Source organism: Acidovorax sp. 107 (assembly GCF_003058055.1).
Classification (GTDB): domain Bacteria; phylum Pseudomonadota; class Gammaproteobacteria; order Burkholderiales; family Burkholderiaceae_C; genus Acidovorax.
In genome coordinates, this window is record NZ_QBTZ01000001.1 from 80,239 (window position 1) to 93,395 (window position 13,157).

Sequence of the window (13,157 nt, forward strand, 5' to 3'; positions counted from 1 at the left end):
GTTCCTGAATGGGATGGGGCGGGGCAGCGTGCCCTGCACAAGAATCTTCGGGCCGGGGCCTGCGGGAGGCCGCTAGATCGGCAGTCGCGGGATTTTACTGTTCCGTATAAGGTCGGGGATAGATTCCCCCGGTGGCGTAGCGTCGGGCGAGCACTTGCTTTTATAATCCACCGATCCGAGGAGCGTTGCAGCGTCCCCAGCAAAGGCGGGGCGTGAGGCTCGGAGTCATCTAGCAACGACGCTCATCCACTTCGCGTGCGATGAGTCGTATCGACCATCCCCTGCGCGCAGTGGCTTTTCAAACATGCTTTGGAGCACACCATCATGAACGCACGCGTCAACGCCCCGGTCAACACCGACTGCATCATTGCCGACATCGGCCTGGCCGAATGGGGCCGCAAGGAAATCCGCATCGCCGAGACCGAAATGCCCGGTCTCATGGCCATCCGCGAAGAATTCGCGCCCAAACAGTCGCTCAAGGGTGCGCGCATCACCGGTTCGCTGCACATGACGATCCAGACCGCCGTGCTGATCGAGACCCTGCAGGCGCTGGGTGCCGACGTGCGGTGGGCATCGTGCAACATCTTCTCCACTCAGGATCACGCCGCGGCCGCGATTGCTGCTGCTGGCACGCCCGTGTTCGCCATCAAGGGCGAGACCCTGGCCGAATACTGGGACTACACGCACCGCATCTTTGACTTTGGCCCCGCAGGCACTGAAGGCGAAGGCCCCAACCTGATCCTGGACGACGGCGGTGACGCCACGCTGCTGATGCACCTGGGCAAGCGCGCCGAGAAGGACGCCTCGCTGATCGCCAACCCCACCAGCGAAGAAGAAACCTGCCTGTTCGCCTCCATCAAGGCCAAGCTGGCGGTGGACCCGACGTGGTACAGCCGCAAGATCGCGCAGATCATCGGCGTGACCGAAGAAACCACCACCGGCGTGCACCGCCTGAAGGAAATGTCGGCCAAGGGTTCGCTGATGTTCCGTGCGATCAACGTGAACGACTCGGTGACCAAGTCCAAGTTCGACAACCTATACGGCTGCCGTGAGTCGCTGGTGGACGGCATCAAGCGCGCCACCGACGTGATGATCGCTGGCAAGGTGGCTGTGGTCGCTGGCTACGGCGACGTGGGCAAGGGCAGCGCCCAGGCCCTGCGCGCCCTGAGCGCCCAGGTGTGGGTGACCGAGATCGACCCCATCAACGCCCTGCAGGCCGCAATGGAAGGCTACAAGGTCGTGACCATGGAATATGCCGCCGACAAGGCCGACATCTTTGTGACCACCACCGGTAACAAGGACGTGATCCGCCACGAGCACATGCTGGCCATGAAGGACCAGGCCATCGTCTGCAACATCGGCCACTTCGACAACGAAATCCAGGTCGCTACGTTGGAGCAGTACCAGTGGGAAGAGATCAAGCCCCAGGTGGACCACGTGATCTTCCCGGACGGCAAGCGCATCATCCTGCTGGCCAAGGGCCGCCTGGTGAACCTGGGCTGTGGCACGGGCCACCCCAGCTTCGTGATGTCGTCCAGCTTTGCCAATCAGACCATTGCCCAGATCGAACTGTTCACCCACAGCGACTACTACGAAAACGGCAAGGTCTATGTGCTGCCCAAGCACCTCGACGAAAAGGTGGCGCGCCTGCACCTCAAGAAGGTGGGCGCCATGCTGACCGAACTGACCGACGAGCAAGCCGCCTACATCGGCGTGCCCAAGCAAGGCCCTTACAAGCCTGACACCTACCGCTACTGATCCCGGTGCTGCGCGCCCTGGCGATGGGGCGCGCGCAGGGTGGTCTGGCGCCGTGATGCTGAGCAATGTCTGATTGCTCATAAATTGATAGCTGTTGGCGCTTGATTCAATAGCGCTACCAGCCGATTTGACTCAAAAAGGATGGGCGCGATGCGCGCAGATGTGTTTTTGGTGGAACGTGGCCACGCTGCCACGCGCTCGCAGGCGCAGCGCCTGATTGCCTCGGGGGTGCAGTGGCGCCTGTCGCCGCTGGCGACGTGGCAGAAGGTGGTGAAGAACGGCGACGACATCCCGTCGGTGGCCGAGGTGCAGCTGCTGGACGATGCAGAAGCCAAGTACATCTCGCGCGGCGGGCTCAAGCTCGAAGGCGCGCTCAAGGCACTGGGTCTGCCGGTGGCCGGCCTGCGTTGCCTGGATGTGGGGCAGAGCACGGGCGGCTTTACCGACTGCCTGCTGCAGCAGGGCGCCGCCCAGGTGATTGGCGTGGATGTAGGCCACGCCCAGTTGCACGACCGGCTGCGCAACGACCTGCGCGTGGTGTGTGTGGAGGGCGTGAACGCCCGCTCGCTCACGGCCGACGCCTTGGTGCAGGCCTGTGAGTTGGCCCTGTCCGAAGTCATCGTGCCCGAAGAAGACAACGAGACCCAGCCCGAGGCGCCCTACAGCTGGATGCGCAACGGCGGCCTGGTGGACGAGGCGTACGACGACAGCGACGATGCCAAGGACCAGGACATTGAGGCCTTCAAGACCGAGCGCGCGCAGCGCGCCCAGGGCACGCTGCCCGTGGAACGCCGCCGCCGGCCCGAGTGCGCCGACGTGGACATCACGCCCAGCTTTGCGCTGGTGACGGGCGATCTGTCGTTCATCTCGCTCACCCTGGTGCTGCCTGCGCTGGTGCCTTTGCTGGCGCCCCAGGGTGACCTGGTCATGCTGGTCAAGCCCCAGTTCGAGCTGCAGCCGGGGCAGGTGGGCAAGGGCGGCATCGTGCGCGACGAGTCCTTGTATGCGGTGGTGGAGCAGCGCATCCGCGACTGCTGCGCCACGCTGGGCCTGGAGGTGCAGGCGTGGATCGACAGCCCGATCCAGGGTGGCGACGGCAACCGGGAATTTTTTGTACACGCAAGGAGAGCCGCATGAATGCAGCCCACACGCAAGGCACCGGGTTCCCGGTGAGTTTCGAGTTTTTCCCGCCCAAGACGCCCGAAGGGGTCGACAAGCTGCGCGTGGCGCGCCAGCAGCTGTATGCACTGCATCCGGACTTCTGTTCGGTGACCTATGGCGCAGGGGGCTCCACGCAAGAAGGCACGTTCGGCACGGTGCGTGAGATCCTGTCCGAAGGCGTGGGCGCTGCATCGCATTTTTCGTGCATCGGGGCCACGCGCCAGTCGGTGCACGAGCAGTTGGCCACCCTCAAGGCCATGGGCGTCAAGCGCCTGGTGGCACTGCGCGGCGACCTGCCCAGCGGCTACGGTGTGGGCGGGGAGTTCCAGTACGCCAGCGACCTGGTAGCCTTCATCCGGGCCGAAACGGGCCGGGACTTCCACATCGAGGTGGCGGCCTACCCTGAGGTGCATCCTCAGGCCAAGTCGCCCGAGGCGGACCTGCAGGCCTACGTGACCAAGGTGCGGGCGGGGGCGGACTCTGCCATCACCCAGTATTTTTACAACAGCGACGCGTATTTTCGCTTTGTGGAGGACGCGCATCGCCTGGGCGCTGACGTGCCGGTGGTGCCGGGCATCATGCCCATTTCCAGCTCCACGCAGCTGATGCGGTTCTCGGACGCCTGCGGCGCCGAGATCCCGCGCTGGATCCGCCTGCGGCTGCAGTCGTTTGGGGACGACACCGCCAGCATCAAGGCGTTTGGCCTGGATGTGGTGACCGACCTGTGCGACCAGCTGCGCAGTGCTGGGGTGCCCGCGCTGCACTTCTACACGATGAACCAAAGCGCCGCGACGCTGGAGATCTGTCGCCGGCTGGGGATCTGATGGCAGGGGGCGCCCGGCCTCCCGCCGCCCTGCGCGTGCTGGCCCGGGGGCTGTTTGTGCGCACGGCGCTCGGCCTGTGGCTGTTGTGCAGCGCCCTCGCGGCTGCGCACGCCCAAGGGCTGCAGGCAGAGCCGGACGCGCTGGCCCCCAACCTGCTGTCCGTGCCGGGGGAGGCGATGCTGATCGATCCTCCCGCCAAACCGGAGCCCAGCACTCCTGGCGGGTCGCCGCTCAGCCTGGAGGCGGATGAGGTGGGGCTGGCCTCGTGGTACGGGGCGCAGTTCCACCGGCGGCGTACCGCCAGTGGAGAGTTGTTTGACATGCGTGCGCTCACAGCCGCGCACCCCACGCTGCCCTTTGGCTCACGCGTATGCGTGCGCAGTCAGGCCACGGGGCGCACGGTGATCGTGCGCATCAACGACCGCGGGCCGCACACCCGCAACCGGGTGATCGACCTGAGCCGGGGCGCTGCGGAGGCATTGGGCATGGTCGGCTTGGGGCTCAAGCCGGTGGAGCTGTTTGCCCTTCAGGACGACGACAAGGATTGCCCGGCGCCTTGACGCCCGGCAGAAGGAGGGTCTACAGGGCCGCTCAGCCGCCCGATTCGAGCGTGTGGGTCGCGTGTTTGTCCTGCGCCAGCAGCTCGGCCATCTGGGGCAGGGCGTCTTTGAGTGCAGCCTTCAGCGTGTAGGGCGGGTTGATCAGGAACATGCCGCTGGCCGGCAGGCCGGGGCGCTTGGTATCGCCCGTGACGGTTTCCGTGATCTTGCTCGACTTGACGGTGAGCGTGGCGTGCAGCCAGCTCTTGCCCGCCTTGGTGGCCAGCGTCTTCAGGCGGCGGGGCAGGTCGTGGGCTTCGGGGCGCGGAATGATGGGGTACCAGAACGCATAGGTGCCGGTGGCAAAGCGCTTGAGCGAGTCGGCCGCCATGTCGAGCACCTTGGCGTAGTCGCTCTTGATTTCATAGCTGGGATCGCACAGCACCAGGGCACGTCGGGCAGGTGGGGGCAAAAATTTCTTGATGCCCTCAAAACCGTCTTCGTGCAGCACAGCGACCTGGCGGCCAGCCTCTAGCTGGGCCACGTTGCCGGCCAGCGCGCGCAGGTCGGTGGGGTGCAACTCGAACAGCTTGAGCTTGTCGTGGTCGCGCAGCAGGCGCTGGGTGATGAAGGGCGAGCCGGGGTACACGCGCAGCGCCTTGCCCTGGTTGAAGTCGCCCACCATGTCCACGTAGGCCTGCAGGGCTGGGGTGAGGGCAGGCGTGGTTGGAGCAAACAGCCGGGCCACGCCGTCGGCGGCTTCGCCGCTGGTGCTGGCATAGTCCCCGTCCAGCCGGTACAGCCCCGCGCCTGCATGGGTGTCCAGCACGGTCAGCGCCGCGTCTTTCTCGGTAAGGTGTTGCAAGGCGGCAATCAGGACGGTGTGCTTGAGCACATCGGCATGGTTGCCTGCGTGGAAGGCGTGGCGATAACTGAACATGGCCCAATGGTAACGACTGTGTTGTGCAAAGGGTCGGCGCCCCTGTCCCGGCGCGGCACAATCGGGGGGTGCACGCGGTGGCGGGGGACGTGATGTTTTTGGCAGACAGGCGGCCCTTTGTTAGCCATTTGTTGCCATATCCGGGGCGGCCATGCTTCATGATCGCGCCTGCACTGGGCCCGCTTTCCGCCGTCGCCCTTCTTGATTATTTGCTTTTGACATTGCCAGCCCGCCCCGTCTCCTGCCCATGACCGCAAGCTCCAGCACAGCCCCCGCCAGTGGTGTCAGCCATGTCGATGCGCTGCCGCCCGGCACCCGCCTGGCGGAGTTCGAGATCCTCGCGTTGCTGGGGGTGGGCGGTTTTGGCATGGTCTACAAGGCGTTTGACCACTCCCTGCACCGGGCGGTGGCCATCAAGGAATACATGCCCTCGGCACTGGCCGGGCGGGCCGAGGGGCAATCGCTGTGGGTGCGGTCCTCGTCCGACCAGCAGACCTTCCAGGCTGGTTTGGTGTCGTTTGTGGGTGAGGCCCGCCTGCTGGCGCAGTTTGACCATCCGTCGCTGGTCAAGGTTTTCCGCTTCTGGGAGGCCAACAACACGGCCTATATGGTCATGCCGCTCTATTCGGGCATGACGTTCAAGCAGGCGCGTGCCCAGATGCGCACACCCCCGCCAGAGATCTGGCTGCGCAAGCTGCTGTGGTCGGTGCTGGACGCGCTGCGCGTGCTGCACGACGGCAACACGCTGCACCGCGACATCTCGCCCGACAACATCTTCCTGCAGGACAACGGCCCGCCGGTGCTGCTGGACCTGGGTGCCGCCCGGCACGCCATCAACGACCAGGACCGCAAGCACACGGCCGTGCTCAAGGTGAACTACGCCCCCATCGAGCAGTATTCCGATGGCGACGAGGAACTGCGCCAGGGGCCTTGGAGCGACCTGTATTCGCTGGCGGCCGTCATGCACGGCTGCCTTGCCAACGACACGCCCCTGCCTGCCACGCTGCGTTCCATCCGCGACCGCATGGTGTCGTTCTCCCGCATTGCCAAAACCGTCAAGCGGCAGTTTGGCGTGGAATATTCGGCACCTTTTGTGGCGGCGATTGCCCAGTCGCTGGCCCTGCGGCCCGAGGACCGGCCGCAGAGCATCGATGCCTTTCTCCAGACCATGGAGATGACCTCGGCACCCGAAGACGTGCAGCATTTCGACTTCCGCGCGGAATTGGGCGATATCTGGGTGGAGCCTGCCGACCAGCCCGGACCCGGCGTGCCCACACCCACCGTGGACGTGACTTCGTCCCCGAAGATCGGGGGCGAGGTGCCGGCCAGGCATGCGGATGTGGCTGCGGCGGTTGCGCCATCGGATGCCAGTCGCCCCGGCGACGACTTTGGCGCGGACACGGTCATGCTTGCCGGCCCGGATACGGTGGCGGCCGATGGCGGAGACACGGTGTTCATCGATGCCGGCGACACCGTGGCGGCCGACGACGATTCGCGTTTTGAAGACCTGCCGCACCACCGGTCCCCGGGTGTGGGCGGGCCGCGCGCTGCCGACAGACGGTCTGAGCCTTTGGCGCGTGACGCAGTGCGCGGCAGTGGCAAGGCTGCTCCATCGTCACGGCGGTCGTCCTTGGTGGCGGGCATTGTGGTGGCGGCGCTGGTCGCCGTAGTGGCCGGAGCGGGCTGGCGCTGGAGCCAAGGCCGCCAGCCGCCCCGCGACGACATCATCACCGAGATGGCGGAGCGGCCTGCAGCCGCTGCCCCCGCTGATACGCCGCTGACGGAGGCCTCTGCACCTGTCGTCGGCGGGAGCGATGTGCAAGCCGCGGCCCAGCTGAGCGCGGTTGCCACCGCCAGCACAGCCTCTGCCGCCTTGCCTGCCCCCGCCTTTGTAGCGGCCTCTGCACCCAAGGTGACGCCGCGAGCCGCCAAGCGCACCGGTGCGGAGCCTGCGCCCGCGCCCATCGTGGTGCATGAAGAGCCCGTGCCTGCGCCGCCGCCTGTGGTGGCCGAGCCCAAGCCCCGCCCTGCGCCGCCGCCCCGGCAACCCTCCCCGCAAGAGGTCTGCGCCGACGCCAACTTCCTGGCCCGCCCGATGTGTATCCACCAGGAATGCCAGAAGCCGTCACAGGCCAATCAAACCGTCTGCGTGGAAAACCGCCGCCGCTACGAGGCCGAGGAGCAGCGCCGCCGCCAGACGCCGAATTAACGGGGGTGTTGCGCGCCATCCGGCGCCGAAGCCCGCGTCTTTTCGGCACAGGCTGCGTTCCCAATTGGCCCGATACCTGCAGGTGTCGCTGGGCTTGGCGGCTTGCAGTAGCCAAAAATCCCACGGATTTCAACCAGCCGTCGGCACGGAACACTGCCCCAGCCGCACCGGGCACCCGAGGGCAGTCGCAGGGGGCTCTTGCGTGAAAGTATGGCTCGTTCGTATAATGGAAGGCTTCGCAGCGCTTATGTGGTCCCGCGGCGAAGACTTCTTGCCACCTAAGAGGCTTCCTTCAGAGAAGCACCGACCGTGGAAAAGGACCCGCCAAACCCTCTTTTGAAGAGAAAACTCATGACAACTACTTTCAGCGCAAAGCCCGCTGAGGTCGTGCACGAGTGGTTTGTGGTTGACGCGACCAACAAGGTCCTCGGACGAGTAGCCAGCGAAGTTGCTCTCCGTTTGCGCGGCAAACACAAGGCCATTTACACGCCTCACGTCGATACCGGTGACTTCATCGTCGTTATCAACGCAGCCCAACTCAAGGTCACCGGCACCAAGTCCCTGGACAAGGTGTACTACCGTCACTCGGGTTATCCCGGCGGTATCACGGCCACGAACTTCCGCGACATGCAAGCCAAGCACCCCGGCCGCGCGCTGGAAAAGGCTGTTAAGGGCATGCTGCCCAAGGGCCCCCTTGGCTACGCGATGATCAAGAAACTCAAGGTGTACGGTGGTGCTGAGCATCCCCACACCGCCCAGCAGCCCAAAGTGCTGGAAATCTAAGGAGCCTTGAGATGATTGGTGAATGGAACAATGGCACCGGCCGTCGCAAGTCCAGCGTCGCCCGCGTGTTTCTGAAAAAAGGCTCTGGCAAGATCACGGTGAACGGCAAGGACATCCAGTCCTACTTCGGCCGCGAAACCTCGATCATGATTGCCAAGCAACCCCTGGCGTTGACCAACCATGTCGAAACCTTCGACATCCAGATCAACGTGCACGGTGGTGGTGAATCCGGCCAAGCTGGCGCTGCCCGCCACGGCATCACCCGCGCCCTGATCGATTACGACGCATCCCTCAAGCCCGTCCTGAGCCAAGCCGGCTTCGTGACCCGCGATGCGCGTGAAGTCGAACGTAAGAAGGTCGGTCTGCACTCCGCACGCCGCGCCAAGCAGTTCTCCAAGCGTTAAGCTATGGCCCTGCCGGATGCTGCCCTGGGCAGCATCCCCTGCAAGGCACTCCCAGTGGGTGCTTTACAGAGAAAAACCGCCTTCGGGCGGTTTTTTCGTTTATGGTGCGCTCTTTTCTTTGGGGAGAGGCCTTCCATGGCCCGCCTGTCGAGCCTATGCGCTTTCGCCTGCTTCGCCGTCGGTTGACCATCAGCGCCCCCCGGGTGGCCATCCGCAGCGCCTTGCCGTGGCCCTTTCGGTGGCTGGCCCTGGCCGTGGTGACGGGTTTTTGCGCCGCCGTGGCGTTGTGGGCCTTTGAGTTTGGCAAGTCGATTGCGGGGCTCGATACTGTCTCGCGCGACGAAGTGGTACAGATGAAGGCGGAGATCAGCCGCCTGCGCGAAGAAGGCCAGGAGCGCCAGACCGTTGCCTTGACCGCCGAGAGCCTGCTGGCGACGGAGCGCGCGGCCAAGGAGAGCCTGATGGCCCAGGTGCGCCAGCTCGAAACCGACAACCGCACGCTCCGAGAGGACCTGGGCTTCTTTGAAAAGCTGATCCCTGCGGCCAAGACCGATGGGCTGGCCATTCGCGCGCTGCAGGCCGAGGTGCTGGGCGGGATGCAACTGCGCTGGCAGGTGCTGGTGATCCAGGCGGCCCGCAATGCGCCGGAATTCAACGGGCGACTGGAGCTGGTGCTGGCGGGCACGCTGGATGGCAAGCCTTGGTCGCAGACCCAGCCGCCCCAAGGGCAACCGTTGCAGGTCAGGCAGTACCGCCGCATCGAGGGCGTGCTCGATCTGCCCCCCCAGGCCGTGGTAAAAACCGTGACCGCCCGCGTGCTGGAGGGCACCACCGTTCGCACCAGCCAGACCATGGCCATCGAATAGCGTGGCGGTGGTGATAACGCCTCCGCAAGGCCCTGACGCACTCGCCAAGGCAGCCTGCGCCGCCCATCGCCACTGCACGATCTGGCGACCCTTCAATCCGCAAGTGGGCCTGAAGGCCTGCTTGCTCTTCCAGGAGTCCTCCCCATGTTTTCGCGTAAAAAGCAGCCGCCCATCAAAAGCCTGGTGGCGCAGGGCACCAAGATCGAGGGCCATGTGCATTTTGCCGAGGGCATGCGCATTGACGGTGATGTGGTCGGCGATATCCGGGCTGTGGCGGACCAGCCCAGCATCCTGGTGATCTCCGAAACCGCGCGGGTCGAGGGGGCGGTGCACGCCGACCATGTGATCATCAACGGCCAGGTGCTGGGCCCCGTGCATGCGCGCGAACTGCTCGAGTTGCAGCCCAAGGCGCAGATCACGGGCAATGTGCACTACAAGGCCCTGGAGATGCACCAGGGCGCCGTGATCGCCGGGCAATTGATTCCCATGGCCGTGCTGATCGAGGAAAAGCCCCCACTGAAGTTAGCGTCAAACAGCCAGTGACCTGAATTCCCGAGAGCTTTGCAGTAGTATTCCCTGCAAACCCTGAACCCGGAGTACCCCATGAGCGCAGTTGCCGAAAACATCCAGTCCGAAATGCCCGCCCCCATCCTGTTCACTGACAGTGCGGCGGCCAAGGTGGCGGACCTGATTGCCGAAGAGGGCAACCCCGACCTGAAGCTGCGGGTGTTTGTGCAGGGTGGCGGTTGCTCTGGCTTCCAGTATGGCTTCACCTTTGATGAAATCACCAACGAAGACGACACCACCATGACCAAGAACGGTGTGTCGCTGCTCATCGATGCCATGAGCTACCAGTACCTGGTCGGCGCCGAGATCGACTACAAGGAAGACCTCCAAGGCGCTCAGTTCGTCATCAAGAACCCGAACGCCAGCACCACCTGCGGTTGCGGATCGAGCTTCTCGGCTTGAGGGGCGCCGTGCCAGGCAAAGACCTGCACCCTGAATGAAACAACCGCCTTCGGGCGGTTTTTTCATGCCAATGGTTCTGTTGTTTCCCCTTGAAAGCCTTGCAACCCATGCACCAGGAACCCTCTCAGAAAGTGCTGCTGTGGCTGGTGGCCGTCGGCTTCTTCATGCAGACGCTGGATGCCACCATCGTCAACACCGCGTTGCCTGCCATGGCGCTGAGCCTGGGCGAAAGCCCGCTGCGCATGCAGTCGGTGGTGGTCGCGTATTCGCTGGCCATGGCGATGCTCATCCCGGCGTCGGGCTGGGTGGCTGACCGGTTTGGCGCGCGCCGGGTGTACTTTCTGGCCATTGTCTTTTTTGTGGCGGGCTCAGTGTTCTGTGCGCTGTCGCACAGCCTCACCCAGCTGGTGGCCGCCCGGGTGCTCCAGGGGCTGGGGGGCGCGCTGCTGCTGCCCGTGGGGCGGCTGGTGGTGCTGCGCACGTTCCCGCGCGAGAAGTTCTTGCAGGCCATGAGTTTTGTGGCCATTCCCGGGCTCATCGGCCCGCTGATTGGTCCTACCCTGGGGGGCTGGCTGGTCGAAGTGGCCTCCTGGCACTGGATCTTTCTGATCAATGTTCCGGTGGGCCTGCTGGGCTGTGCTGCCACTATGCGCTACATGCCGGGGGTGCCCGTGCCGACGGTGGCGCGGTTTGACCTGGCGGGCTATCTGATGCTCGCCTTTGGCATGGTGGCGCTGTCGTTGGCACTGGATGGGCTGGCCAGCCTGGGGCTGCGGCAGGCGAGTGTGCTGGTGCTCATGATCTTCGGGCTGGCCAGCCTGGTGGCCTACTGGCTGCACGCGGCGCGGCGGCCCGACCCGCTGTTTTCGCCCCGGTTGTTCTCGGTGGATACCTTGCGCATCGGGCTGCTGGGCAACCTGTTTGCCCGGCTGGGCAGCTCGTGCATGCCGTTCCTGATTCCGCTGCTGCTGCAGGTCACCATGGGCTATTCGCCGCTGCAGGCGGGCATGATGATGCTGCCCGTGGCGGTGGCGGGTATGTCGATGAAGCGGTTCACTACCACGCTGATCACCCGCTTTGGCTACCGCCAGGTGCTGGTGGGTAACACGCTGCTGGTGGGCCTGACCATGGCCAGCTTCGGGCTGGCTGCGCCCTCGCAGCCGCTGTGGCTGCATGTGCTGCAGCTGGCGGTGTTTGGCGCGGTGAACTCGCTGCAGTTCACAGCCATGAACACCGTGACCCTCAAGGACCTGGGGCACGACATGGCCAGCAGCGGCAACAGCCTGCTGTCGATGGTGCAGATGGTGGCCATGGGCATGGGAGTGGCTGCGGCGGGTGCGGTGCTGGCGGCGTTCACCGATTTCTTCCAGCCCACGGGCACTGCCCAGACCCTGCAAGCCTTTCAGGCCACATTCGCCTGCATGGGACTGATCACGGTGGCTTCAGCCGGAATCTTCTGGCAACTGTCGCCACAAGACCGGTCCGGCACCCAGGCTGGCGCCTCGGTCGATGCCGGGGACCACGGCTGATCGCCCTGCCCAAGGCTTGTAGACCCGACGAATCAGGCCGGGTATACCGCGCCCAGGACGCGAGGGCCCACGGCGCCCGTCACGCTGGGCAGGTTGCCTGGGGCACCTTCCAGCGCTTGGCGCGCCAGCCAGGCAAACGCGGCGGCCTCCACCTGCAGGGCGGGCAGGCCCAGCGCATCGGTGGCCACCACCTGCAGGGACGGGCAGGCGGCCTGCAGCCGCCGCATGAGCTGGTCGTTGAGCGCGCCACCGCCGCATACTGCCAGGGTTCTGCTATTGTTTGGATAGCTATTGGCGCATATTGCACTAGCGCTTGCGGTGAATTCGGTCAAAGTGGCCTGCACATCGGCCGCAGCGGCCTGCGCAAAGGGCTCCAGGTGCGCGGCCAGCCAGGTGGGGTTGAACAGGTCGCGCCCTGTGCTCTTGGGGGGCGCCTTGTGTAGATACGGCTCCTGCAGCAACGCGGCCAGCAGGTCCGGCAGCACCCGGCCCGTGGCGGCCCAGGCCCCGTCCTTGTCAAATGGCTGGCCCGTGTGCTGCTGGCACCAGTGGTCCATGAGGGCGTTGCCGGGGCCGCAGTCGAATCCCAGGACGCTGCCGTCCGCCCCCAGCACGCTGAGGTTGGAGATGCCGCCAATGTTCAGCACCAGCACCGTCTCGTCCGGCCGGCCGAACACGCCCTGGTGGAAGGCGGGCACCAGCGGCGCACCCTGGCCACCCGCGGCCACGTCGCGGCTGCGCAGGTCGGCCACCACGGTGATGCCGGTCAGCTCGGCCAGCAGGGCGGGGCTGCCCAGTTGCAGCGTGTAGCCTGTGCCGTCGAACTCCTGAGGGCGGTGCCGCACGGTCTGGCCGTGGGCGCCTATCGCACGGATCGCACGGGTCGGGTGGCCGCTGCGCTGCAAAAGGGTGTGCACCACCTCGGCGTAGGCCCGGGATAGCGCATTGCCTGCGAGGGCTGCGCGGTGCAGTTCGTTGTCGCCGGGGGTGTTGAGGGCCAGCAGCTCGGCCCGCAGTGCGGAGGCAAAGGCGGCGCTGGCATGGTGCGTGACGCGCAGGCGAGGGCCCGAGAAGTCGGCCAGCACCCCGTCGATCCCGTCGAGCGAGGTGCCCGACATCAGGCCGATGTACAGATCGGACATGGCCTGCCGGGTGGGGTGCGTCGTTGGTAAGTC

13 protein-coding genes and 1 riboswitch are annotated in these 13,157 nt (G+C 65.4%); of the genes, 11 read left to right on the forward strand and 2 right to left on the reverse strand.

Annotation, left to right across the window (positions count from 1 at the left end; translation table 11 throughout):
• Positions 1-171 precede the first annotated feature (171 nt).
• Positions 172-251: riboswitch (S-adenosyl-L-homocysteine riboswitch) on the forward strand.
• 73 nt (positions 252-324) lie between these two features.
• The 4 genes from ahcY to C8C99_RS00380 all read left to right on the forward strand — a co-directional run bounded on the left by ahcY (position 325) and on the right by C8C99_RS00380 (position 4,303).
• Positions 325-1,758: an adenosylhomocysteinase gene (ahcY, locus tag C8C99_RS00365; RefSeq protein WP_056639071.1), complete on the forward strand. Its 1,434-nt coding sequence runs from the start codon at positions 325-327 to the stop codon at positions 1,756-1,758.
• A 150-nt stretch (positions 1,759-1,908) separates the two neighbouring features.
• Complete coding sequence (locus C8C99_RS00370; RefSeq protein ID WP_056639068.1) at positions 1,909-2,895, forward strand: TlyA family RNA methyltransferase; 987 nt, start codon at positions 1,909-1,911, stop codon at positions 2,893-2,895.
• Positions 2,892-3,743, forward strand: a complete 852-nt coding sequence (gene metF, locus C8C99_RS00375; RefSeq protein WP_056638901.1) for a methylenetetrahydrofolate reductase [NAD(P)H] — start codon at positions 2,892-2,894, stop codon at positions 3,741-3,743. Before C8C99_RS00370 ends, metF begins: the two co-directional genes overlap by 4 nt.
• Positions 3,743-4,303 carry a septal ring lytic transglycosylase RlpA family protein gene (locus C8C99_RS00380; RefSeq protein WP_056638899.1) on the forward strand — a complete coding sequence of 187 codons (561 nt, stop codon included), beginning with the start codon at positions 3,743-3,745 and terminating at the stop codon, positions 4,301-4,303. Before metF ends, C8C99_RS00380 begins: the two co-directional genes overlap by 1 nt.
• 31 nt (positions 4,304-4,334) lie before the next feature.
• Here C8C99_RS00380 and C8C99_RS00385 read toward each other — a convergent pair whose 3' ends face one another.
• A complete protein-coding gene (locus C8C99_RS00385) occupies positions 4,335-5,222 on the reverse strand; it encodes a 23S rRNA (adenine(2030)-N(6))-methyltransferase RlmJ (protein ID WP_056638896.1) in 888 nt (295 codons plus the stop codon).
• 247 nt (positions 5,223-5,469) lie between these two features.
• On the opposite strand from C8C99_RS00385, the gene C8C99_RS00390 reads away from it, so the two are divergent.
• The 7 genes from C8C99_RS00390 (at position 5,470) to mdtD (ending at position 11,982) form a co-directional block, all read left to right on the forward strand.
• The gene (locus tag C8C99_RS00390) at positions 5,470-7,431 is read left to right on the forward strand and encodes a serine/threonine-protein kinase (protein WP_056638893.1); all 1,962 of its coding nucleotides are present in this window, start codon (positions 5,470-5,472) and stop codon (positions 7,429-7,431) included.
• A 351-nt stretch (positions 7,432-7,782) separates the two neighbouring features.
• Positions 7,783-8,214, forward strand: coding sequence for a 50S ribosomal protein L13 (rplM, locus tag C8C99_RS00395; protein ID WP_056638890.1), 432 nt, complete (start codon positions 7,783-7,785; stop codon positions 8,212-8,214).
• Positions 8,215-8,225: 11 nt separating this feature from the next.
• On the forward strand, positions 8,226-8,618 hold the full coding sequence (gene rpsI / locus C8C99_RS00400; RefSeq protein ID WP_005798582.1) for a 30S ribosomal protein S9: 393 nt from the start codon (positions 8,226-8,228) through the stop codon (positions 8,616-8,618).
• 155 nt (positions 8,619-8,773) lie between these two features.
• Positions 8,774-9,484, forward strand: coding sequence for a DUF6776 family protein (locus C8C99_RS00405; RefSeq protein WP_056638887.1), 711 nt, complete (start codon positions 8,774-8,776; stop codon positions 9,482-9,484).
• A 144-nt stretch (positions 9,485-9,628) separates the two neighbouring features.
• On the forward strand, positions 9,629-10,027 hold the full coding sequence (locus tag C8C99_RS00410) for a polymer-forming cytoskeletal protein (protein WP_056638884.1): 399 nt from the start codon (positions 9,629-9,631) through the stop codon (positions 10,025-10,027).
• Between the two features lie 60 nt (positions 10,028-10,087).
• Complete coding sequence (gene erpA, locus C8C99_RS00415; protein WP_056638881.1) at positions 10,088-10,453, forward strand: iron-sulfur cluster insertion protein ErpA; 366 nt, start codon at positions 10,088-10,090, stop codon at positions 10,451-10,453.
• 107 nt (positions 10,454-10,560) lie between these two features.
• A complete protein-coding gene (gene mdtD, locus C8C99_RS00420) occupies positions 10,561-11,982 on the forward strand; it encodes a multidrug transporter subunit MdtD (RefSeq protein WP_108624589.1) in 1,422 nt (473 codons plus the stop codon).
• A 32-nt stretch (positions 11,983-12,014) separates the two neighbouring features.
• Here the strand turns inward: mdtD and C8C99_RS00425 are convergent, their stop codons facing one another.
• Positions 12,015-13,124, reverse strand: coding sequence for an anhydro-N-acetylmuramic acid kinase (locus C8C99_RS00425; RefSeq protein WP_056638874.1), 1,110 nt, complete (start codon positions 13,122-13,124; stop codon positions 12,015-12,017).
• Positions 13,125-13,157 lie beyond the last annotated feature (33 nt).

Coding starts and splice junctions, on each gene's coding strand:
- C8C99_RS00410 (WP_056638884.1), top strand. CDS start 9,629: ATGTTTTCGCGTAAAAAGCAGCCGCCCATCAAAAGCCTGGTGGCGCAG.
- metF (WP_056638901.1), top strand. CDS start 2,892: ATGAATGCAGCCCACACGCAAGGCACCGGGTTCCCGGTGAGTTTCGAG.
- rpsI (WP_005798582.1), top strand. CDS start 8,226: ATGATTGGTGAATGGAACAATGGCACCGGCCGTCGCAAGTCCAGCGTC.
- rplM (WP_056638890.1), top strand. CDS start 7,783: ATGACAACTACTTTCAGCGCAAAGCCCGCTGAGGTCGTGCACGAGTGG.
- C8C99_RS00405 (WP_056638887.1), top strand. CDS start 8,774: ATGCGCTTTCGCCTGCTTCGCCGTCGGTTGACCATCAGCGCCCCCCGG.
- C8C99_RS00385 (WP_056638896.1), bottom strand. CDS start 5,222: ATGTTCAGTTATCGCCACGCCTTCCACGCAGGCAACCATGCCGATGTG.
- erpA (WP_056638881.1), top strand. CDS start 10,088: ATGAGCGCAGTTGCCGAAAACATCCAGTCCGAAATGCCCGCCCCCATC.
- ahcY (WP_056639071.1), top strand. CDS start 325: ATGAACGCACGCGTCAACGCCCCGGTCAACACCGACTGCATCATTGCC.
- C8C99_RS00390 (WP_056638893.1), top strand. CDS start 5,470: ATGACCGCAAGCTCCAGCACAGCCCCCGCCAGTGGTGTCAGCCATGTC.
- C8C99_RS00380 (WP_056638899.1), top strand. CDS start 3,743: ATGGCAGGGGGCGCCCGGCCTCCCGCCGCCCTGCGCGTGCTGGCCCGG.
- mdtD (WP_108624589.1), top strand. CDS start 10,561: ATGCACCAGGAACCCTCTCAGAAAGTGCTGCTGTGGCTGGTGGCCGTC.
- C8C99_RS00370 (WP_056639068.1), top strand. CDS start 1,909: ATGCGCGCAGATGTGTTTTTGGTGGAACGTGGCCACGCTGCCACGCGC.
- C8C99_RS00425 (WP_056638874.1), bottom strand. CDS start 13,124: ATGTCCGATCTGTACATCGGCCTGATGTCGGGCACCTCGCTCGACGGG.